At 72.8% G+C, this 23,007-nt stretch carries 13 protein-coding genes and 1 pseudogene; 7 read left to right on the top strand and 7 right to left on the bottom strand.

Annotated features, from left to right (window positions below; genetic code table 11):
• Positions 1-7 precede the first annotated feature (7 nt).
• Together K7862_RS32355 and K7862_RS32350 are read right to left on the bottom strand one after the other, a co-directional pair.
• A complete protein-coding gene (locus K7862_RS32355; protein WP_222968515.1) occupies positions 8-1,549 on the bottom strand; it encodes a carotenoid oxygenase family protein in 1,542 nt (513 codons plus the stop codon).
• Between the two features lie 345 nt (positions 1,550-1,894).
• Positions 1,895-4,684: an NPCBM/NEW2 domain-containing protein gene (locus tag K7862_RS32350; RefSeq protein ID WP_222968514.1), complete on the bottom strand. Its 2,790-nt coding sequence runs from the start codon at positions 4,682-4,684 to the stop codon at positions 1,895-1,897.
• A 273-nt stretch (positions 4,685-4,957) separates the two neighbouring features.
• Here K7862_RS32350 and K7862_RS32345 point away from each other — a divergent pair, with 273 nt between their 5' ends.
• Positions 4,958-7,684 (top strand): NPCBM/NEW2 domain-containing protein, encoded by a 2,727-nt coding sequence (locus K7862_RS32345; protein WP_222968513.1) that lies wholly within the window; start codon positions 4,958-4,960, stop codon positions 7,682-7,684.
• 137 nt (positions 7,685-7,821) lie between these two features.
• Here the strand turns inward: K7862_RS32345 and K7862_RS32340 are convergent, their stop codons facing one another.
• A complete protein-coding gene (locus K7862_RS32340; RefSeq protein WP_222968512.1) occupies positions 7,822-8,283 on the bottom strand; it encodes a VOC family protein in 462 nt (153 codons plus the stop codon).
• A gap of 101 nt (positions 8,284-8,384) precedes the next feature.
• On the opposite strand from K7862_RS32340, the gene K7862_RS32335 reads away from it, so the two are divergent.
• The 4 genes from K7862_RS32335 to K7862_RS32320 all read left to right on the top strand — a co-directional run bounded on the left by K7862_RS32335 (position 8,385) and on the right by K7862_RS32320 (position 15,498).
• On the top strand, positions 8,385-9,050 hold the full coding sequence (locus K7862_RS32335; RefSeq protein ID WP_222968511.1) for a hypothetical protein: 666 nt from the start codon (positions 8,385-8,387) through the stop codon (positions 9,048-9,050).
• A 402-nt stretch (positions 9,051-9,452) separates the two neighbouring features.
• A complete protein-coding gene (locus K7862_RS32330) occupies positions 9,453-11,975 on the top strand; it encodes a glycoside hydrolase family 9 protein (protein ID WP_308012312.1) in 2,523 nt (840 codons plus the stop codon).
• 229 nt (positions 11,976-12,204) lie between these two features.
• On the top strand, positions 12,205-14,691 hold the full coding sequence (locus K7862_RS32325) for a SpoIIE family protein phosphatase (protein WP_222968510.1): 2,487 nt from the start codon (positions 12,205-12,207) through the stop codon (positions 14,689-14,691).
• An 84-nt stretch (positions 14,692-14,775) separates the two neighbouring features.
• Positions 14,776-15,498, top strand: a complete 723-nt coding sequence (locus K7862_RS32320) for a DUF1275 family protein (protein ID WP_222968509.1) — start codon at positions 14,776-14,778, stop codon at positions 15,496-15,498.
• A gap of 71 nt (positions 15,499-15,569) precedes the next feature.
• On the opposite strand, the gene K7862_RS32315 is transcribed toward K7862_RS32320, so the two are convergent.
• Positions 15,570-16,517: a lactate/malate family dehydrogenase gene (locus tag K7862_RS32315; protein WP_222968508.1), complete on the bottom strand. Its 948-nt coding sequence runs from the start codon at positions 16,515-16,517 to the stop codon at positions 15,570-15,572.
• 172 nt (positions 16,518-16,689) lie between these two features.
• Here K7862_RS32315 and K7862_RS32310 point away from each other — a divergent pair, with 172 nt between their 5' ends.
• On the top strand, positions 16,690-18,759 hold the full coding sequence (locus K7862_RS32310; protein ID WP_222968506.1) for a glycosyl hydrolase family 8: 2,070 nt from the start codon (positions 16,690-16,692) through the stop codon (positions 18,757-18,759).
• Positions 18,760-18,841: 82 nt separating this feature from the next.
• Positions 18,842-19,096: pseudogene (locus tag K7862_RS32305) on the top strand (histidine phosphatase family protein); the annotation flags it as partial.
• Positions 19,097-19,185: 89 nt separating this feature from the next.
• Here K7862_RS32305 and K7862_RS32300 read toward each other — a convergent pair.
• The 3 genes from K7862_RS32300 to K7862_RS32290 all read right to left on the bottom strand — a co-directional run bounded on the left by K7862_RS32300 (position 19,186) and on the right by K7862_RS32290 (position 22,882).
• Positions 19,186-19,374, bottom strand: a complete 189-nt coding sequence (locus K7862_RS32300; protein ID WP_222968504.1) for a hypothetical protein — start codon at positions 19,372-19,374, stop codon at positions 19,186-19,188.
• 199 nt (positions 19,375-19,573) lie between these two features.
• The gene (locus tag K7862_RS32295; protein ID WP_222968503.1) at positions 19,574-20,389 is read right to left on the bottom strand and encodes a DUF1206 domain-containing protein; all 816 of its coding nucleotides are present in this window, start codon (positions 20,387-20,389) and stop codon (positions 19,574-19,576) included.
• A gap of 243 nt (positions 20,390-20,632) precedes the next feature.
• Positions 20,633-22,882, bottom strand: coding sequence for a DUF7617 domain-containing protein (locus tag K7862_RS32290; protein ID WP_222968502.1), 2,250 nt, complete (start codon positions 22,880-22,882; stop codon positions 20,633-20,635).
• Between the last annotated feature and the right edge of the window lie 125 nt (positions 22,883-23,007).

The following is a 23,007-nucleotide window of genomic DNA, read 5'->3' as shown; positions in this document are numbered from 1 at the left end:
CCTCGCGTCACTCCGCCGCCGGCACCCAGGATCCGTGCAGGCCGAGCGGCACCCGCCGCGGCAGGTGGATGCGGGCGAGCGGCGCCGCGGTGAAGTCCTGGGCGGCCAGGATCACCAGGTCCGCGGCCCCGCGTTCCGGATTGTGCACGTAGGCCATGGCGTATCCGTCGTCCTCCGTCCCTCCCCCGCCGCGCGAACCGTCACGCGGCACGAACACGGCTTCTCCGGCAGGCGAGTTGCGCGGGAAGGTGTGCACCTCGGTGCTGCCCCGCAGCAGGTCGTGCTTGATCAGCGCGTTGCCGAACACGGTGTCCGGCGGCACCCCGTCGACCGTCTCGTAGGCCCGCCACATGTCGGCGGCCGTCGCGGTGTAGGCGTAGCGGTGGCGGCGGGAGACCAGGTCCTCGCGGACGCGCGGGAACTCCTGGGGCCGGTCGTCGATCCTCCGGGTGCGCAGTGTGCCGCGCTCCAGGTCGATGGTGCAGCGTTCCAGGTACGGGGTGCCCAGCGACGAGGGCCCGTCGCAGCCGCGGCCGGTCACGAAGAACGGCGTGGGGAAGCCGGCGTAGTCCACGATCAGCCGGCGCCCGTCGTCGTAGGCGTTGAGGGTGTGCGAGTAGTAGGTGCGCGCGTCCGCCTCGAACCAGCGGACCGGGCCGCCCGCCCGCGGCATCACCCCCATCCGCGCCGGGTGCCGGTCGCTCCAGGTGTAGGGCACCACCGCGCCCGCCTGGGCGGCCGCCGCGTCGAAGACCACGGGTGTGTCGAAGACGACGACGTACCGTTCGGTCAGGGCGAAGTCGTGCATCATCGGGCTGTCCGCCACCGGGATGCGGGTGGTCCGGGCCACCTTCCCGGTGCGGTCGACGACGAGGTGCCGGACGTGGTCCCAGGTCGGGTAGTAGGTGATCGCGTGGAGTTCGTCGGCGGCCACGTCGTACTTGGTGTGCGCGGTGAACGCGCCGCTCAGGGTGCCGCCGAAGTCGTACGGGCCGACGGTGTCCAGCTCCTCGCCGAGGGAGTAGGGCATCGGCCCGCTCTCCTGGAGCGCGAGCACACGGCCCTTGTAGCCGATGACGTGGGTGTTGTTGGCGAAGTCGTTGTCCGGCGCCTGCCACGGGTACGGCTCGCCCAGCGCCGCCGCGACGGACGCCGACCTGATCCAGCGGTTGCGGTACCACTCGGCGCGGCCGTCGCGCAGCCGCACGCCGTGCACCATGCCCTGCCCGAGCATCCAGTGGTGGGTGCGCGGGTCCTCCAGACCGAGGACGTTGGGGCCGGTCCGCAGGTAACGGCCGTTCAGCTCACGGGGGATGCGTCCGGTGACCGGCAGGTCGAACGCGGTGACCTCCTCGTCCACCGGTGCGAAGTTCCCCTCCAGGAAGGGGTACCGGTCCGGGCGGGCCGTGCCGCGTCCCGCCCGCCGGCCCGGCGTGGCCGCGGCCGCCGTGACCGCTGCGGGCCCCAAGGACCCGTGCAGCGTGGCGAGTCCGCCGATCGCCGCCACCGCGCCGCCCCGCAGCATGTCCCGCCGTGTGAGCCTGCTCATGCCCGTCACTCCCCGTCGTGTTCGCCCGGCGCCGCGCCTTCCGCGGCGTCCCCCTGACCCTCCCGCGCGACGGCACCTCGGGTCACTGCGGTCAGGACCCCGTGCGCGGGTGCAGTCCCCGGCAGGGTGGGCGGGCAGGAACCCGCCGGGCCGGCAGGGCAGAAAACTGTAGTACGCGGGAGTAGCGGGGCCACGGCGGAGTCCCGGTACCCCCGGAAGATGGCGGCGCCCGCCCGGCGGGATGCCGGGCGGACGCCGGATGGACGCGGATGCGGCGGCGGCCGCCGGTGGACGCCGTCGCAGGGGGGCGTCGCAGGGGGCCGGTGCAGGAGCTGGTGCAGCCGGTCAGCCCGAGCAGGTCAGCTTGGGCTGCGCCCAGTCACCGTGGTCGTAGGCGTTGCCGTCGCCGGCGTCGCCCACGACGAGATCGAGCGTCTGCACGCCCGTGAGGTCGGCGCTGATCTGCTGGGCCGGGTCGTGCCCTCGGACGGTGCCGGTGGCGGTGAGGGTCTTGCCGTCGCCGAGCACGCTGAAGGTCATGGACCCGTTGCCGCCCGCGTCGTCGTCGTTGCCGACGGTGGCGGTGAACCGCGAGCAGTTCCCGCCGAGATAGATCGTCACGTCGCTGACGGAGTTGGTGCCGAGCCCCTTCGGGTAGACCGTGCCGTCGATGGTCAGCGGTGTGCCGTCACCGGCGTTGGTGCCGCCCACCGACTGGTCGCGTTCGACCGGGCCCCAGCCGTTCGTCGAGGTGACGAAGTCGAGGTCGCTGACGTCGTTCACGCCGGACGGCGGGGGCGGGTTGGTCACCTGGACCTGGGTGTCCTGGCGCAGTACCTGGGCCACGCCCTGCTGGGCGAAGGTGGCGGTGGCGGTGAGGGCCGCCTTCGAGGCCGCGCCGGTCGGGGCGGTGAGCTGCCAGACGGCCGTCGCACTGTGCCCCGGGGACACGGACCCGAACACCTGCGGCATGGAGTCGTAGACGAAGCCGGCGGGTGCGCTCAGCGTCATGTTGACACCCTCGGCGGCCTTGTCCTGCCGCGGGACGGCGACGGTGGTGGTGACGGTGAGTTGCTTGCCGCGCTGCACGGAGGACGGCGAGGGGGTCACCGTCAGGTCCGCCCCGGGGGTGTCGTGCCGGACGGGGGTGAAGGACAGGTTGTCGAACTGGTCGGTGTCGTAGGACGTCAGGCCGAGGCCGCCCTGGCCCGCGGTGTAGCTGCTGTCGCGGACCGTGCCGAGCTTCTTGCCGTCGACGGACGCGGTGATCGAGGGCCCGTCGAAGGTCAGCGCGAGCGCGTGCCATGTGCCGGTGCCGAGCGCGGCGGTGGCGGACCTGATCAGCGGGGTGCGCTTGCCGTCTGCGTCGCTCTTCAGAATGCTCCACGCGCCGGTGTCGCTGATCTGGAAGAAGTAGCCCTGCTGGTGCGACTGGGGGCGGTTCTGGGTGCCGGCGCGGCCGATCAGCTCCAGCGTTCCCGGTTTGGTGAGTTCGGCGTCGGTCTGCAGGCTGTAGTCGGTCCACGTCGTGTCGCCGACGAGGGTGAACAGGTCCGAGTCGTCCTGCCACTCGATGGGCTTGACCGGAGCCATCTGCTGCAGGCACATCCCGTGCCGGCCCGCCACGCAGGGCTGCACCTCGAAGGAGCCCTGCATGTCCGACAGGTAGCGTGCCTCGGTGCCCGCGGCGTCGCCGTCGAACGTGTCGCGGTACGGGAGTGCGAGGGCGTGCACGGAGGGCGCGGTGGCCGTGCCCTTGCCCTGGCCGGAGGTGGTGGTGACGGTGTAGACGTACCCGGGCTGCAGCGTCAGCGCGTACGTGCCGTCGGCGGTGGGGGCGATGTCCTGTGCGCGTACGAACGACCGTGCGGGGGCCGGGTTGTTGACGTCGGTGGCCCAGACGTGGACGGTGCCGGTGGACAGACCGCCCTTCACCTGGAATCCGACGGTCTGCGCGGCGGTGGCGGTGGTGGTCTCCAGCACCGTCGAGTAGTCGGATCCGTTCGGCGACTTGAGCGTCACATACGTGCCGTTGGACTCGCTGCCCCCGAGGTAGCCGGAGGCGGAGTCGATGAACGTCCAGCCCGGCTGGGTGAACTGGGTGACCTGTGCGGTGGCCCAGGTGCTGGCGCCGATGGTGTAGTTGCCGGACCAGGGCGAGCCGGCGGTCGCCAGGCCGACGGTGGAGTACGGCAGGTTCGGGTAGATCGCGGCGAGCAGCGGCCAGTTGAAGTAGCTGGTCATTCTGGCGTCGATGTAGCCGCGGGTGATGGCGCGGATCAGGGCCGGAGCTCCGGTGTTCATGTCCTGCGAGCCGTTCTCGCTGTCCCACAGGGGTTTGCCGCTGTTCTTCGCGGTGGTGGTGCTGGAACAGGTGTGGGCGTTGCCGCCGTCGCCGCCCTCGCAGGAGTAGTGGGTGCCGATGATCGACACCGCGTCGTTGAACGCGGGGTCCTTGGCCATGTCGTCCGCGACGCCCCAGCCGCTGTCGTCGGCGACGAGCCGGATGCCGCCGTAACCGTGGGTGTCCAGTGCCGTGCGCAGCCGGACGAACCAGCCGGCGTCGTGGCCGCGTTCGTTCCAGCCGCCGAGGTAGCTGATCGTGAGGCCGTGCTGCTTGGCGCAGCCGAGCCAGGTGATGAGGTAGTCGATGGTGTCGTCGGACCAGAACCCGCCGTTGATCCAGCCGGGAGCGGCCCAGGCCAGTCCGTAGAGGCCGATGTTCGGGTTGCGCTTGACGGCCTGCTCGGCCAGCCAGAACTCGTAGCCGGCGTCGCAGTCGACGGTCCCGCGCGCGTGCTCGACGGACGGTTCGGAACCGTCCGTGGAGTTCGCGTCGCCGCCGATCTCCAGCTTCAGCATCTGCAGGTCGGCACCGTAGCCGGGCTTGAACAGGTAGTCCAGGATCTGCGACTGCTGGGCGGCCGGATAGTCGCGCAGCAGACGGGAGTTGCCCCCGCCGCCGCTGATCGCGCCGATCCCGTCGAACGTCCGGCCGCCCTGCGACCCGTCGACGACCACCGAGGTGTCCGGCGCGGCCTGGGCCTGCGCGCTGCTGACCGCCAGCAGCGCCGCGAGCAGCGCGAGGATCCACATCGGGGCGAGTCTTCGGACCACGAGGATTGTCCTGGGCATGCGTGGGCCACCCTTCGTTCGCTCGGGAAAGACGGCCGTCAGTGTGACGTCGTGTTGGATTCAGGGTCAATGGGCCCACAAAAACGTCACGACTGAACAGAATTGAAAGGCGACGCCCTCGGACATATCGCGGCAGACCCCCCGCGCGGGCCTTGGTGTCGCGCGTCCCCAGCTGATGCCAGAAGGGTTGACATCGTTGTCCTGAGCGACTGTCATGTGACCCGTTTCGTTTGGACGCGTGCGAAGTTGTTGATCCGCGACGAGGGGACACCGATGAGACAGCGATGGCAACGGGCCCGGCGAGCCGTCGCCGGCCTGGCCGTGGCGGCAATGGCCGGTGGCGGACTGACGGTTGCGGCCGCCGGCCCGTCCGCAGCCGAACAGGACACCGCGCACACCTGGACCGTCGCCGGCCCCGGCGGTTCGGACCTGAGCGCGGAGCTGGACCTCGACGCGGCCGGCGAGCTGCGGCTCGCGGTCGACCGCGGCGGCGCCCCGGTGCTGCTGCCCGGCCGGCTCGGGATCCGCACCAGCCTGCACGATCTGACCTCGGGCCTGCGGTTGGTGGACCGGCACGACCGCACAGTCCACGAGTCGTACCGGATGACCACGGGCAAACAGCTCCAGCGTTCGGCGACGATGCGCGAGGCCACCCTCACCTTCGCCGGCGCGGACGGCGCGCGGCTGGGCGTCGTGGTGCGGGTGTCCGACGACGGCGTCGCCTACCGGTACGTACTGGACGACACCGGCCCGGTGACCGTCGAGCAGGAGGCGTCCACCTTCGAGGTGCCCACGGACGCCAAGGCATGGGTGCAGCCGTACCAGCCGAGCTACGAGACCGAGCGGACCGAGACCACGGCGGGCGGGGCCAACGCGGCGCAGCCCAGGACGTGCACCGGAGACGTCTGCTCGTTCGGCTACCCGACGCTGTTCGACGTGGGCGGCACCTATGTGCTGCTGACCGAGGCCGACGTCGACGGCCGCTACTCCGGCAGTCATCTCGACCACCGGGACGGCAGTTCGTCGTACCAGGTCGCCCTGGCCGACAACGCGCCGGTGACCGCGCCGGGGCCGCTGGCCACACCGTGGCGCACCGCGATCGTCGGCAGCCTGGACACGCTCGTCGGGTCCACGCTCGTCGACGACCTCGCGCCGCCGTCGAAGATCAAGGACACGTCCTGGATCCGGCCCGGCATCGACGACTGGTCATGGCTGAGCGACGGATCGAGCCCCGGTAACTTCGACCGGCAGAAGGACTTCGTCGACTACGCCGCCGCGCACGGCCTCCCGTACACCCTCGTCGACGCCGGGTGGCAGGCGAGCTGGGTGCCGGAACTGGTCCGCTACGCGCGGGCCCGCGGCGTCGACGTCCTGCTGTGGTTCGACTGGAACGACCTGCGGACGCAGGCGCAGCGCGACAGCTGGCTGCCCAAGGTCAAGGCCTGGGGCGTCGCCGGCGTCAAGGTCGACTACATGTACTCCGACGCGCAGTCGACGTTCCAGTGGTACGACGCGATCCTGCGGGACACCGCGCAGCTGAAGCTGATGATCGACTTCCACGGCGCCACGATCCCCCGCGGTCTGCAGCGCACCTGGCCTCAGGTGATGAGCGTGGAGGGAGTCCGCGGCGAGGAGAACGGACAGAACCCGACACGCGACATCTTCCTGGCCTTCACCCGCAACATCGTCGGATCGATGGACTACACCCCGACCTGGTTCTCCCGGCCGGGGCGGCAGGACACCGCGGCGCGTGAACTCGCGCTGCCCGTCGTGTTCGAGTCGGGCTGGACGAGCCTCGGCGACAAGCCGGAGGGCTTCGCGACGCAGCCGGTCGCCGAGGACTACCTCGAGCAGCTCCCCACCACCTGGGACGAGACCCGTCTGGTGTCCGGCGCTCCCGGGCAGCAGCCGGCCGGTGACCGGCAGGTCGTCATGGCCCGCCGCAACGGCGACCGCTGGTTCGTCGGCGGCATCCTGGCCGGCGCCGGCGACACCATGAATGCGCCGCTGAGCTTCCTGGGCAAGGGGCCGTGGCTGCTGCAGACCGTCGAGGACGCGGCCTCGGGCGGCGGCCTGCAGCGCACCGTCCGCACGGTGACGTCCGCCGACACCCTCAGCGTCCTCGCTCAGGCCAACGGCGGTTTCGCCGCCATCGCCTGTCCGGCCGTCAAGGGACGCACCGACTGCGACGACCCCGTGGTGACCGCGCCGGCCACCACCCTGACCGTCGATCCCGCGAGCGCGACGGCGGCCCCGGGGGCGGGCGTGACGGTCGGCGCGCAGTTCCGGCTGCCGCAGGGGGACGCGCTGCACCAGGTGCACATGACGGTCGACCGCGGGCGGCTCCCGGCCGGCTGGACGGTGACAGGCCATGACGTGTCCGCCGGTACGCTGCCCGCGGGCCGGGTGCTGAGCGGCCACTGGACCGTGACGGTGGGCAAGGACCAGCCGGGCGGCACCGTGGAGGTGCCGGTCTGGACCGAGTACGCCAACCCGGCGGGCCAGGGCGCCCCGCCCGTCCATGTGGAGGAGGTCGTCCGGGTGTCGATCCCCCTGCACGGAAACGTCTACGCCAGCGACCAGCCGTTCCTCACCGAGACCAACGGGTGGGGGCCGGTCGAGCGTGACCGTTCCAACGGCGAGACCGGCGCGCAGGACGGGAACCCGCTCACCGTCGACGGGACCGTGTACGCCAAGGGCCTGGGCATGAACGCGGACGCCCGGGTGGACATCGACATCCAGGGCCGCTGCACGCGCTTCCAGGCCTCGGTCGGCGTCGACGACGAGGTCGGCGGGAAGGGCAGCGTGAACTTCACCGTCCTGGGCGACGGCCATCAGCTCGCCGCGAGCGACGTGGTGCGCGGCGGGCAGCCGGCGGTCGGCCTGACCGCCGACGTGACCGGCGTCCACACGCTGAGCCTCGTGGTCGGCGACGGCGGCGACGACAAGAACTTCGACCACGCGGACTGGGGCGGGGCCCGACTCACCTGCCTCGACTGACGTTCCGCACCCCGCGCCGGCGCGGCGGCCGGCCCCGAAGGGGGGCGGCCGCCGGCCGCGTTACGGGCAGTCTGCCGTGGCGCCGGGGTGGTGCGCGGGTAGGGCCGCAATCGCCGCGGGCATGACGTGGTGCGCGGTCAGTCGAGGCAGAACTCGTTGCCCTCGGGGTCCGTCATCACGATGAAGCCGGTGACCAGCGGCGGGGCGTCCTCGTGGCGGCGCAGCCGCCGGGCGCCCAGGGCGACCAGGCGCGTGCACTCCTCCTCCAGCGCGGCCATCCGCGCGTCCCCCTCCAGCCCGGGTGCGGCGCGGATGTCGAGGTGCACGCGGTTCTTGGCGACCTTGTCCTCCGGCACCCGCTGGAAGAAGAGCCGCGGGCCGCGGCCGTCCGGGTCCTCGATCGCGGACCTGCTGTCGCGCTCGTCCTCGGGCACGCCGACCCGCGCGAGGAAGGCGTCCCACGCGGCCAGCGGATCGGCGCCCTCGGGCAGTTCGGTCTCGGGAGGCGCGGGATGCTCGTAGCCGAGGACGTCACGCCAGAAGGACGACAGCGCCCGCGGGTTGTGGGCGTCGAAGGTGACCTGGAACTGCCGGCTCATGAGGGTGCTCCGTTCGTCGAGGACCGGTGTGCGTCCATGGACACCACCCTGACAGCCGAACAGGACGGAATCGGTCCGCGGCATCCGGCAAGGTGGACGGCATGTCGCACGCGTCGCCCGCGAGGCCGACCGCGGCCGACGTGCCCGTCCGTCCCCGCCCGGAGGTCGCCGTCATGCCCACGCCCGTGGCGCTGTTCCAGCAGGTCCGCTTCGCCTACGCGCAGTTGGCGGCGCGGTCGTCGAAGGAGGCCGCGATGTCCCGGGTGCTGACCGCGGCGGAACTCGACGGCGCGTGGCAGACACTCGACCAGCGGGCCTGGCTGACGGGACACGGCGGACCGGCGACGGACTGGGGGCGGCGGGCACGCGAGGGCGGGAGCGTCACGGCCTGGCGCTCCTTCCACGACGGAGCGGGCCGCTGGGTCTGGGTCCAGGTGGTCCCGCTGGCGTCCGCGGAGGACGCGGCCTCGGCTCTCGCCGAGGTCGGGAAGCGGTCGCTGGCCAATCCGCGGAGCGAGGTCCGGGTGGTGCTGGAACAGAACGTGCCGCTGGAGCCGTTCCCGGGCGCCTCGGCCGTGTGGGCGCACGAACAGCACACCCGTCCGCTGGCCAAGCCCGGTCCCGACGGCGTCAGCCTGCTGCTGGCGGCAGCGGTGGGCCATCATGTGATCGTGCTCGCCCTGAGCGGCACGCCGGCCTGGGACTGGGAGGCCGCTTCCGCCCTGGCCGCCCGTCAGGCCGCGCGCCTGACGGTTCCCGAAGGGTGACGCGCCGGACATCGCCGCCCGCCACCCGATCCCGACGCACCCCGTCTCCCCGCGCACGCCGTACCGCCGCACGCCGCACCCCGTCTCCCCGCGCACGCCGTACCGCCGCACGACGCCCTCCCCGCACGCGATCCCGCCGGTTGACGTCCCTCCCCGCACGCGATCCCGCGCATCACCCCGGACGGTCCCCCTTCTTGACGCCGCTCCTCCCCGGCGCGAGCATGTGGGAGCGCTCCCACCACTCTCCGCGGCAGCACGCCGCACGCACGACGGTCCCGTACGGCCCCATCCGTGCGCGGATCGGTCCCCCCACCCCTCGTTCTCCCAGGAGGACGCGTGTTTCCCTTCCGCACATCACCCCCGCGCCGCGCGCGCCCCGGACGCCGGCGCAGGGTCACGGCCGTGGCCGCCGCCCTTCTGACGCTGGCCGGTCCCGCCGCACTGGGCGCCGCGCACGCCGCGGCGGTCCACGCCCCCACAGCCGGTGCGGCCGCCTCGTCGTTCGACTACGCCGAGGCGTTGCAGGACTCGATGCTCTTCTACGAGTCGCAGCGCTCCGGCGCGCTGCCCGCCGACAACCGCGTGAGCTGGCGCGGGAACGCGGATCTCGACGACGGCAAGGACGTCGGACTGGACCTGACCGGCGGCTACCACGACGCCGGTGACGAGGTGAAGTTCGGCTTCCCGATGGCCTTTTCGATGACCATGCTCGGCTGGGGCGGCGTCGACGAGGCGTCCGGGTACTCCGCCTCCGGCCAGAGCGCCTACCTGCTGCGCGACCTGCGCTGGGGCGACGACTGGCTCTTGAAGGCACACCCCTCGCCCAACGTCCTCTACGGCCAGGTCGGCGACGGCTCCAGCGACCACTCCTTCTGGGGTCCGGCCGAGGTCAACCCGGAGCCGCGGCCCGCCTACAAGATCGACGCCTCCTGCCCGGGTTCGGACCTGGCCGGCGAGGCGGCCGCCGCACTGGCCTCGTCGAGCATGCTGTTCAAAAGCGGTGACCCGGCCTACGCCGCCACCCTGCTGACCAACGCCAAGCAGCTCTACACCTTCGCGGACACCTACCGCGGGACCTACGACAAGTGCATCACCGCCGCCCAGGGGTACTACAACTCCTGGAGCGGCTACTGGGACGAACTGGTGTGGGGCGCGCTGTGGCTGTACCGCGCGACGGGCGACAGCACGTATCTGGCGAAGGCCGAGACGTACTACGCACAGCTGCCGAAGATGCAGCAGACCACGACTCCCGAGTACAACTGGACGCTGGCCTGGGACGACAAGTCCTACGGCGACTACGTGCTGCTGGCCGAACTCACCGGCAAGCAGGTGTACGTGGACGACGCGGAGCGCTGGCTGGACTGGTGGACCACGGGCGTCAACGGCCAGAAGGTCGCCTACTCGCCGGGCGGTGAGGCGTTCCTCGACACCTGGGGTTCGCTGCGGTACTCCGCCAATACCGCTTTCGCCGCACTGCAGTTCTCCTCCTGGCTGACCGCGCAGGGCAAGGACGCGGCGAAGGCGCAGACCTACCACGACTTCGGGGTGCGGCAGATCGGCTACATCCTCGGGGACAACCCGCGCCACGAGAGCTACGAGATCGGGTTCACCAACTCCGGTGCGAACACGGCCTGGCCGCAGAACCCGCACAACCGCACCGCGCACGGTTCGTGGGACCAGTCGATGAACGATCCCGCGGCGACCCGCCACATCGACTACGGCCTGCTGGTCGGCGGACCGGGCTCGGCGGACGACGGGTTCTCGGACGAGCGCTCCAACTACGGCGAGACGGAAGGCGCGTTGGACTACAACGCGGGCTTCTCCGGCGCGCTGGCGGCCCTGGCCGGCCAGTACGGCGGCTCGCCCCGGGCGAACTTCCCGCCGAAGGAGACGCCCACCGGCCCGGAGGAGTACATGCAGGCCGCGCTGAACACCGCGGGGTCGAACTTCTATGAGATCAAGGCGCAGGTGGTCAACCAGTCCGGCTGGCCCGCCCGCCACCTGCTGCACGGCTCCTTCCGCTGGTACTTCACCCTCGATCCGGGGACCTCTCCCTCGCAGGTCACGCTCACCTCGCCGTACAACCAGTGCTCGGCCCCGACCGGGCCGGCGCAGTTCTCCGGCAGCGTCTACTACGTGACGGTGAGCTGCGAAGGGCAGGACATCGCTCCGGCGGGGCAGTCCGCGTTCCACCGCGAGGTGCAGTTCCGCCTCACCTTCCCCGGCGCGCACGATCCGGCGGGCGACTGGTCGTACCAGGGCGTGCCCGCCACCGCCGGCACCACGCCGGTCACGGTCGACCACGTGGTCCTCTACGACGGGACGACACAGGTCTGGGGCGCCCAGCCCACCGGCGGCGGGACGACCAGCGGCGGAACGACCACGGGAACGACGTCCGGGTCCTCGGCCGGCACCACGTCCGGAACGACGTCCGGGACCACGGCGGGTACGACCTCGGGCACGTCGGCGGGAACGACGTCCGGCTCCTCGGCCGGCACCAGCTCGGGCACATCGTCGGGCGCGACCGGGGGCACGTCCTCCGGCAGCACCTCCGGGGCCTCCGGTGGCACCACCGACGGCGGGACGGGCACCCCGCCGCCCGCTGCGGCCTGCCAGGTCACCTACACGGTGACCAGCAGCTGGTCCGGCGGGTTCCAGGCGGACGTGAAGGTCGTCAACCAGGGTGCGACGGCCCTCAACGGCTGGACCGTCACCTGGGCCTTCGGCGGCGACCAGCACATCGCCAACGCCTGGAACGCCACGGTCACCCAGTCGGGCCGGCAGGTCACCGCCCGGGACGCCGGGTGGAACGCCGCCCTCGCGCCCGGCGGCAGCGTGGACATCGGCCTGACCGGCACCTACAGCACCAGCAATGCGGCCCCGACAAGCTTCACCCTGAACGGGACGGCCTGCGGCGCCACCTGACGGGTCCGCTCCCCCGGCTCCGGCCGCTGCCGCCCGCGTGGCGCAGCGGCCGGTGCGTGCGCCTGGCCGGCGCTGTGAAGACGATTGGGCCGCACGAGCCCGGGCGTGGCCTGATCGGTCCGCCCGGATGCCCGCCGCCCGCACGGCATAGGCCAACGGCAAGGCGGCGGGGTGTTGCGGCAGCGAAGCGGCGCCACGCCGTGCACGCTGGAGGGTGGAGGTGGTTGCCTTGGGCGGTGACGCACCGCTTCTGGTCGTGGACAGCGCGGGCCGGGTCGCGCGGTGGAGTCCCGCGGCCGAGGAGCTGCTCGGCCCGTCGGCCGGCGAGGCGCTGGGGCGTCCGCTGACCGAGTTGCTGCGCGCTCCCCCGCAGGGCCCCGGTGACGACGGAGGAACACGCCGTCGGCGGAGACTGGCCGAGCTGGCCGGCGGTCCCGGCGGCCGGGGGCTCGACGTCAGGCCCGACCTCGGCCCGGACGGCTCACTGACCTGGGAGGTCTTCCTGCCGCCCGCGGGCCGGACGCGGCCCGGCGTGGACGCCGCGGTGCTCGAAGCGCTGGTCGACCACGCGCCGGGCGGCTTGTTCGTCCTCGACGACGACCTGCGGGTGCTGTCGGCGAACGACGCCGCGCAGCACATGTGCGGCGGGAGCGACCTGCGGCTCGAGGGCCGCCCGTTGCGGTCGGTGTGGTGTCTGACGCCCCCGGAGGAGATGGAGCGGTTGCTGCGCCGCGTGCTGAGCGGTGGCGTGCCCCCACCGGGGCAGGTCGTCCCGGCGCACCTGACCGACGGACTGCAGCACCGGCATCTGAACGTCTCGGTGTTCCCGCTCAGGGACGGGCTGGGGGCCGTCGTCGTGATCACCGACGTGACGGCGCGCGAGAGGACGCGCCGCCGGTTCCAGGCCCTGACCGCCGTGCGGGACCGGGTGGGGACGACGATGGCCGTGGTGCCCACCTGCCAGGAGCTCGCGGACGCCCTGGTCGAAGGGTTCGCCGACATCGCCGTGGTGGAGGTCGTCGAGTCGGTGGTGCGCGGCGAGGAGCCACCGCTGATGCCGCTGGGACGGGACGTGCCGCTGCGGCGCGCGGCCTTCGGTCACAGTGGCGGGGACTACCGGTTGCAGGCGCATCCGGTGGGGGACGTGCGGGCGCTGCCGTTCCCGACGCCGTACGCGCAGGCGCTGATCGACCTCAGGCCGCGTTCGATCACGCTGGACAGCGAGGCCTCGTGGGTGGCCATCGACCCCGACCGGGCACGGGCGATCCGTGACTCGGGGGCGCACTCCCTGCTCGTCGCGCCCCTGACCGTGCGCGGGACGGTCATCGGCCTGCTGAGCCTGTACCGCACGGGCCAGGGCGACGGCTTCGACGAGCACGAGGTCGCGCTCGTCTCGGAGCTGGCCACCCACACCGCGCTGAGCATCGACAACGCCCGCAGGTTCACCCACGAGCACACCATCGCCGCGGCGCTGCAACGGCATCTGCTGCCCTCGGAGCCCGCCTCGCAGACCGCCGTGGAGACCGCGCATCTGTACGTGGCCCACGAGGAGGGGGGCGGCGGGTGGTTCGACGCGTTCGACCTGCCGGGGGCCCGCACCGCCCTCGTGGTCGGCGAGGTGGACGGCCACGGCATCCACACCGCGACCGTCATGGGGCAGCTGCGCACCGTGGTCAACTCCCTCGCCTCGCTGGACCTGGACCCGGACGAACTCCTGGCGCGCCTCGACGACGCCACCACGCGGCTGGCCCATGAGCGCATGGCGCTGCCCGCCGGCGACCCGCTGCGGGGACACCCCGTGCGGGCGACGTGCGTGTGCGCGGTCTACGACCCGTTCGCCCGCACCTGCACCCTCGCCTCGGCCGGGCATCCGGCGCCGTTCGTGGTGGGCGCCGAGGCGACGGTCCGCAGGCTGAGCCTGCCCGCCGGGCCGCCGCTGGGCATCGGGGACGGGCTGCCGTTCGCGGCCACCACCGTCACCCTCGCGGACGGCGACATCCTGGGCCTGTACACGTCGGCGTTCCGGGCGGCCGCGCGGCCACGGCCGGAGCCGGCGGCGGGCGGGAGGGGGCAGCCCGAAGGCGCCCCCGACGGTCCCGAGGCGGCGGCCGAGGCCCTGGCGGAGGAACGGATGCGGTCCAGGGACGCGAAGGCGGAAGCGGAGGCGGACGGCACGGTCGGGCCGGACCCGGCGGACGGCCTCGAACAGGTACTGGCCGGCCGTGAACGACCCCTGCAGGGGCTGTGCGACGACGTCCTCTACCGGCTCCGGCTCGACGATCTCACCGGGGACGCCGTCCTGCTGCTGGCCCGCACCCACCCCTTCCCCGACGACCGGGTCGCCGACTGGGAGCTGGAGGAACTGCCGACAGCCGCCTCGGCGGCACGCGGGCACGTCCGGCACCAGCTCGCCGTCTGGGACGTGAGCGAGGACGTCGGCTACGCGACGGAGGGGATCGTCAGCGAGCTGGTGACCAACGCGCTGCGGTACGGCGCACCGCCGATCCGGCTGCGTCTCATCAAGGACCGGGCCCTGACCTGCGAGGTCCAGGACAGCAGTACCTCCGCGCCCCGGATGCGCCACGCCCGGACGATCGACGAGGGCGGCCGCGGCCTGTACATCTGCGCGCGGCTCGCCCAGAACTGGGGGGTGCGCTACACCGCGCACGGCAAGACCGTCTGGACCGAGCAGAGCCTCACCACCCCACCCGTCTAGACCGCCGTACGCGGGCAGGAACCGCCGGCGCCCGCACCGGGCTGGCTGCCTGCCGCCCTCAGCCCGACGTCGAGAGGAAGAGCGATGGACCCTCGGGAAGCCGCCGGTGCGCCGGCACGCGAGCTGCGGCTCGCGGTGGTGGTGCTGGTCGCGGCCTCCGGCGCGGCGGAGCCCCTGTCGTTCCTCGCGCTCGACCACGTCTTCGCCGGGGTCATGACCAGCAATCTGGCGCTGCTGGGCATGGCGATCGGCCGCTCACGCAGCGCGGACGTCACCGCGGCGGTGCTGGCGCTGGCCGGCTTCGGCGTGGGAGCGGGGGTGGTGGCCCTGGTGACCCGCGGCCGCAAGGGCACGTTGGACCGCTGGCCGCCGCGGGTGCTGCTGTGTCTGGCCGGCGAGGCGCTGCTGCTCGCGGTCGGGGCGACGCTGTGGGCGGCGTGGGGCGGCGCGCCCGGGCAGACGGCCCGGCACGCGCTGCAGTGCGGGCTGGCGGCGGCGATGGGCGCGCAGGCGGGGGCGATGGTCTCGGCAGGCCGGGCCGCGGCGCCGACCACCTACCTGACGGGCACCCTGGCCACCTACATCGTGCACGGCCTCTCCAGCGCGTCCGCGCGGCCGGACGGCTGGATCCCGCTGCGGCTCGGAGCGCTGATCGCGGGCGCGGCGGTGGCGACCGCGGTGCTCAAGACGGCCCCGGCGTGGGCCGGCATCGTCCCGTGCGTCCTCGTCGTCGCCGCGGTGCTGATCGCCGGAACGCCGTTCCTCACGCCCCGGGCGACCGGCGAGGCGCCGTCGGCGGAACCGTGAGAGCCGGGACCGTGAGTGCTGGGACCGTGAGTGCCGGGACCGCGGCACCCGCACCTGTGCGGGACACCCGCTCAGGCGGCAAGGGCGATGGCCTGACCCGCCGCGTCCCGGAGGATCGCGGCGCTGTGGTCCAGGGCCCGCTCCTCCTCCACCGTCATCCCCGGGCGGTGCATCTGCTGGACGCCACCCGCGCCGAGCACGCTGGTCAGCGACAGCGTCGTCCCGTAGGGCGGTGAGTACGCGGCGACGGGCAGCACGGCGCGCTCGTCACGGAGCACGGCCTCGACGAGCCGGGCGCTGACGGCGCCGATGCCGTACTGGCTGGCGCCGGTGCCCTCGATGATCGTGATGTTGGCGAACCGGATGTCGTTCTCGACGTCCGCGCGGACGTCCTCGATGGTCCGGCCGTCCTGCTCCAGCAGGCCGGTGACCGGCAGGCCGCCGACCATGGCCGAGGACCACAGGAAGACCTCCGACGTGCCGTGTTCGCCGACGACCAGGGCCTGCACGTCGCGCGGCCGCACGCGCAGCCGTTCCGCGAGCTGGACGCGGAAGCGGAGGCTGTCGATCAGGGTGCCGGTGGAGAAGACCCGGTCGTGGCCGACCCAGTGCCGGGTGAGGTCCGCCAGCGGATCGGGGGGATCGGTGACGACCATCAGCACCGCGTCCGGGGCGGCCTCGATCAGCTGCGGCAGGATGTCGGCGTAGACCCGGGCGTTGGCCTTCAGCAGGTTGAGACGGCCGTGGGAGTCCGAGCGCTTGGTGGCGCCACCGGCCTTCTCGTTGACGCCGGCGGTGATCACCACGACGGCGGCGTCGGCCAGGTCGGCGTAGTCGCCGGAACGCACGTCGACCGTCGGGGACAAGGGCGTCGCGTACCGCATGTCGGCGGCGACGCCGTCGGCACGGGCGGTGTCGCGGTCGATCACCACCACCTCACGGCACATTCCGCCGCGCTCCACCAAGGACAGCAGGGTGGCGGACCCGACGGCACCCACTCCGATGACTCCGACCTTCATCGTTCTCGCCTCCGGGAGAAGCCACCTCCCACCATAGGGCGGGCGCCGGGCACCCGCAGCGCCGGCGCCGGGCGGCCGAGTGCTGTCGTGGGCATTGACATGTACTCACTTAGTTAGGAAAGTTTCCTAACGCCTCCTCCACTGTGACCACGGCGACTCATTGGGAGCTTCGATGGCGCATTTCCTGAGAAAGGCGGTGGCGGTCGCGGCCGCCACCGCGTGCATCGGTCTGGGCACGGCGGTCATGGGCAGCGCGAACGCCACGGCTGCCACCACCCCGGCCAACCCCTTCCCGACGCACGTGACGTACAAGACCGGTGTCCTTCCCTCGGCCTCCGCCGCCACGCGCGACGCGGCCGTCGAGAAGCAGTACAACGCCTGGAAGAGCACCTATCTCGTCCACGGCTGCGCCTCCGACGAGTACTACGTGTCCACCAAGGGCGACGGCGACGCGCCCAACAACGGCCCGGTGTCCGAGGGCCAGGGCTACGGCATGAACATCGTGCCGCTGATGGCCGGCTACGACGCCGACGCGAAGACGGAGTTCGACGGTCTGTGGCAGCTGGTCAAGGACCACGAGGACCAGTACGGCCTGATGCAGTGGCAACTCGACGGCAAGACCTGCGCGTACGCGGACAGCGGCACGCCGGACGCGGCCACCGACGGCGACCTGGACATCGGCTACGGCCTGATCCTGGCCGACAAGCAGTGGGGCGGCTACAGCGCCGACGCCAAGGCCTGGCTGGGCCGGATCTACGCCCACGACGTCGCCTCCGACGGCCACCTGAAGTGCGAGGACGACGGGCCGACCACCGACACCCGGCCGTCCGACATGATGCTCGACCATCTGCGGGCCTTCGCCGCGTACGACACGACGCACGACTGGAACAAGGTCGTCACCCGCACCGAGGCGATCGTCAACGAGTTCACCTCGGCGTACTCGTCCGCCAAGGGCCTGCTCTCGGACTTCGTGGTCAACGCGAACACCACCAGCCCCAAGCCCGCACCCGCCGACTACCAGGAGAGCCAGCCGGACAACATCGTCGGCTACAACTCCATCCGTGTGCCGTGGCACATGGGAACCGACGCGCTGCTCAACGGCGCCACGACCGCGGCGACGGCCTACAACGACGCCAAGAAATGGTCGGCGTGCGCCAAGTCGGTCTCCGGCGGCGACCCGAAGAAGGTCTACCCGCACCTGAACCTCAACTGCACGGTGTACTCCACCTCCGACCAGGCCGAGGAGGCCGGGGACTCGGTCGGCCCGGCCGCGATGGCCGCGGGCGACCAGGCGTGGACGGACGCGATCTGGAACCAGCTCGCCACCAATCCCTTCGGTGACGGCTACTTCGGCGAGACGATCAAGACGCTGGTGTACGTCGTCATGGCCGGCGACTACTGGACCCCCGCGGCGGCGTCCGCTCCGGCGAACGACTTCTCCGTCTCCGTGAGCCCCGCCTCGGGCACCGCGGCACCGGGTGGGACCCTGACCGCGTCCGTGGGCACGGCCGTCACCTCGGGCTCCGCCCAGTCCGTCGCGCTGACCGCCACCGGCGCCCCCAGCGGCGTCACCGTCTCCTTCAGCCCCGCGTCCGTGACCGCCGGGAGCGGCGCGACGATGACCGTCACAGCCGGGTCGGGCACGGCGGCGGGCAGTTACCCGATCTCCGTGACGGGCACGGCGGCTTCCGGCAGTCACACCGCCGGCTACACGCTGACCGTCGGCACCGGCGGGGGCGGCGGCTGCACACCGGCGCAACTGCTCGGCAACCCCGGGTTCGAGAGCGGAACCGCCATCGCCCCGTGGACCCAGACCTCGACCCTCGGGTTCGCGCCGATCAACAACGACACCGCCGACGAGCCCGCGCACGGCGGCAGTTGGGACGCCTGGACCAACGGCAACGGGACAGCCGACACCGACACGGTCGCGCAGACCGTGAGCATCCCGGCGGGCTGCGCCGCCACGCTCTCCTACTGGCTGCACATCGACACGACCGAGAACACCACGACCGCCACCCCGGACACCTACAAGGTGCAGGTCCTCAACTCCGCCGGCACCGTGCTCTCCACGGTGGCGACGTACTCCAACCTCAACCACGACACCGGCTACAGCCAGCACAGCGCCGACCTGTCCGCCTACGCCGGCCAGACCGTGACCCTGCGGTTCACGGGCACGGAGACCGACGCCAACGGCGGCACCACGTCGTTCGTCCTGGACGACACGGCACTCCGGACGAGCTGACGCCCGCGCGATCGACCTCGGCACCACAGCCGTCGCGGGGCGGCGGTCCTCCCGGACCACCGCCCCGCGACCGGCAGGCCTCACCGGGCCGGTACACGGTGACGAGGACCGGCACGAGCTGGTCGTCACCCACAACTTCCTGGTCGCGTGGCTGGTCCGGGAGGCGATGCACGCCCCGCGGTGGCGCTGGCTCGGGCTCAACCACGCCAATGCGGCACTCACCGTCATCCGCTACGCGCCCGGCCGTCCCGCGACGGTCGTCGTCACCAACGACATGGCGCATCTGCCGGCGGAGCTGCGCTGGACCGGCTTCCCACCAGGTGCGCAACACATCTGAGACGCCGGACGCCCGGATCCCGCGGCCCTTTCATGAGGGGCGCGGGATCCGGGCGTCCGGAAGGCGTGGTGGCCGGCGCGGGCGCGGGCTCAGCGGCGCCAGCGCCGTCTGCCGGAGGTGGTGCCGCCGCGGGGGCCGAAGCCGGCCAGGTGCAGAGCCACGAAGAACGCCCCCGCCACCAGCAGACTGAAGGGGCTGAACGCCGCATCGGTGTGCGTGCTCGTGACGTTGAGGAGATAGGCGATCGCGAGGATCACGGCGCCCACGGCTGCCAGCATGAGGATGCCTCCTTGACGCGGCCGGCGGCACGCCGGCGTTCCGGTCGGGCGCACCTCGCGCCCTCACCGCTCGGGTTCCCGCGAACGCCCCTTTGACGCACGCCAGTTCGGATGACGCAGAGTCGCGATTCCGTCCGAGGACACAGGACGGGCGCCCCGCTCGGGACGCCCGTACTCTCCGCCCGGCCGGACGGGGCCGTCAGAGTCGGCGCCAGCGCGCCGACGCGAGGGAGAAGAGGCCGAACAGCATCAGGCCGACGGCGACCGCGCCCAGCAGCCAGGGTCCGGCCGGTGCGTGGGCGAAGGCCCGCAGTGTCTCGTCCATGCCCTTGGCCTGGTGCGGCTGGAAGCGGATGGCGGCGATCACGACGAAGGCCCCGGCGCCGGCGTACACCGCGCCGCGCGCCGCCCCGCCGACCGCGCCGGAGACCGTGACCGCCTTGCGGACCCGCGGCCCCATCCGGGCGGTCTCCATCTTCTTCAGGAATGTCCTGCGCAGCGCCCGTACGGCGATCACCGTGCCCGCCACGCACAGACCGAGACCGGCCGCTGCCGCGAGCCAGCGGCCCCCGGGCAGTTTCAGCACGGTGGCCGTCCAGTCCTTCGACTCCTGGTCGCTGCCGCCCGAAGAGCTGCCGGAACCGGCCGCGTACGCGGCGGTACCCCAGCAGACCAGGCCGTAGAACACGGCCCGGCCGAAGTCCGCCGCCCGCTTCCCGGCCTTGTCGTCGACCAGTAGCCCTGTCGCGGCGCGCCACAGTGCCATGCCGGCCAGTCCGGCCGCCAGCAGCCACAGCAGCGCGGTGCCGAACGGCTGCGCCGCGATCTGCCGCAGGGCGCCCTGCCGGTCCGCCTTGTTGCCGCTGTCGCCCATCGCGATGCGTACGGCGAGAAAGCCGACGAGCAGATAGAGAATGCCGCGGGCGGTGAAGCCGGCGCGCCCGGCAGGTCCCATGACCTCCCGCAGGGGGCGCGCGGCCCGGCCGGCGTTGCGTCCGAAGGCGTGTGTCGACATCCGCGGAGCCTTTCTTCCGTGTCCTCCGCGGCGGTGAGCGGCCACCCGAGCGGAACCGGCCGACGCCGTCCCGGTCGCGGCGCCGTTCCCGCCGGTTCCCTCACCGGCCGTCTGCCCCCGACCGGCCTCTCAACGCCCGGGTCCGCGGAAACGGGCCGTCGAAAGGGGCCGCGGCCGTGACGGGCACGGCCGCGGCCCCGGGTGCGCCGGCCCGCGCGGGGTCACGCGCGGGCCGGCGGTGGCTCACTTACGGTCGGCGGCGAGGATGCACAGCAGCGAGCACGCCACGGCCGAGGACGGCGCGGACGTCACCGGCGGTGTGCCCTGCGGATCCAGAGCGGCGCTGTAGGTCGCGCTGGCGGTGTTCTTCAGTGGCAGGGCCAGCAGGAACGAGTCGCAGTAGACCTGTTTGCCGGCTCCGGCCGCCAGGGTGAAGGTGCCTGCCGTGCTGTGGCACTCCGGCGTCGTCGGGTCGTTGACGGTCACGTGGACGGCGTCCACCGGCCCGTCGTTGGTGACCGTGATGCGCCAGTAGGCGGTGCCCAGCAGTTGCAGCAGCCCGACCGGACTGCTCTTCGCCCAGGGGCCCGCGCCGCCCGGCCCGCAGGCGTGCGGCGACGAGACGGTGCAGATCTCCTTGTTGACCGTCAGATGCGGCCGGCACTGCGTACCGGGGGCGACGTCCAGCGTCACGGTGTTCGACGTGAGCGCGCCGGTGCTGTCCGATCCGGTCGCGGTGTCGGTCACCTGGGTGGTCCCGCAGTCGTCGGTGACGACGGTGCGCAGGCACACCTGGGGGTCGTCGCCCTGGAACGCGGCGACGAGCGCCGGGTGGTTGGTCGACGTGAAGTCGCTGGTGTCCGTCAGCACCAGCTGGACGGTGACGGTCAGCGACGGATGGTCCGCCGCCGAGATCGCGGACAGGTCGATGACGCCGTTCGCGGGCAGGGCGGGCCTGGCGATGACGCCGCCGCCGGTGTCCGCGATGGTGACGGTCGACGCGGTCAGGTCGGCGTGCGCGAGGTCGATGTTCTCCAGGCGCGCCTGCGTGTAGCCCTGCACATGGCCTGACGCGCCGTCGCAGTAGAAGGCGCCCGGCTTCAAGTCGACGGTGGCGCCGCTGTGCACGCACGGCGAGTGCGCGGTCGCGGGGTCCATCGAGAAGAGCACTCCCGCGTCGCCGAGTCCGATGAGGCAGCCGGTCGTGGCGTCGTAGGAGTAGCCGTAGTCGCGTGTGGCGCCGCCGTTCACCGCGGGGTGACCGGCCACGGCGGGGAAGCCGGCGCAGGGCGCGGCGTGCGTCCAGCTGTAGCAGACGGTGTCGCCGGGGAGCGCGCCGCCCCAGGTCGCGAAGTAACTGCGGGTGTCCCCGCCCGCGGTGACGACCTCGGGGTTGAAGACCAGCGCGCCCGCGGACAGGCTGTCCAGACCCGTGGCCGATGCCGTGGCGGGACTGCCGTCCAGCGCGTAGCAGGACGTGGTGGGTGCTCCGCCGGTGCTGTCGGCGGTGCAGACACCGGTGGCGTGGCCCGCGGTGTCGAAGGTGGTGAAGGCGTTGTAGGTGTAGGCGCTCGCGGACGGCCCGGCCGGGTGCGGGGTGGTCCAGCCGGCGCACACGTTCTGCGTGGCCGGGTCGAAGCAGCCGAGCGCGGGCGGCCCGTTGACGGTGGAGGCGCCGCTCTGGGGCGCGGACGAGGCGAAGACCTTGCCGTCGGCGACGACGGCCGACCCCTGGTAGAGGGCGTTCGGTGTGTTGGTCAGGTCGTGGTTCGGCGGGACGATCGGCGCGTACGGCTGGCCGGAGCACGGCGTGCGCGCGGCGATGTCCATGCAGAGCACCTGACCGGTGCTCGCCACGCCGTACACGTTGCCGCCGGCGGCGACGAGGCCCGCAAGGCCGTTGGCCCGCGACGGGGATCCGTTCGACGCGAGCAGCGGGACGAAGCCGCAGTTGGCCCGCGCGCCCATGTCGAGGCAGCCCGCGCCCACGGCGCCTGCGGCGACCGCGGGGTAGTAGACGACGCCGGGCCGGCCGGGGTCGAGGACGTACTGCGGGGTCAGCGGGGTGTAGACGTTTCCGGTGCTGCCGCTGCCCAGCGGCCCGGCGGTCGTGTTGAGCGGGCGCGGCCAGGGGCCGCCGGCGCAGGGCTGCCCGGTGGAGAGGTCGTTGCAGACCACCAGCGGGACGGCGGGGCCGGTGTGGTGGTAGATGTTCCACGCCTCGACGTCACCCGACGGGTTGCGGTAGAGGATCGGCGTGAAGCCGTCCCCGCCGGTGGAGCGGGTGGCCGCCTGGACCGGCGGCAGCAGGTCGGCGCGCACGCTGGTGCCGTCGGAGGTCGCGGCGGGGTTGGTGGCCCGGACCGCGGTGGTGGCGGCGCCCGGATCCGAGGAGGTGAAGGTGGATCCGTCGGTCGACCAGGAGGGGGTCCAGCCGGGCGGGACCGTCAGCGAGCCGGGCACATAGCTCTGGCCGCTGCCGGCACCCTGCACGGCGTCGGTGATCGTGGCGGGCGCGCGGGGGCCCGGGCGCGCCGCGGCGCGGGGGGGGGGGGGGGGGGGGGGGGGGGGGGGAGGGGGGGGGGGGGGGGGGGGGGGGTGGGGGGGGGGGGGGGGGG

Source organism: Actinacidiphila acidipaludis, assembly GCF_019890725.1.
In the GTDB taxonomy this organism is placed as follows: Bacteria; Actinomycetota; Actinomycetes; order Streptomycetales; family Streptomycetaceae; genus Actinacidiphila; species Actinacidiphila acidipaludis.
The sequence above is the reverse complement of the archived record's forward strand: the minus strand, read 5'-3'. Positions and strand labels throughout refer to the sequence as shown.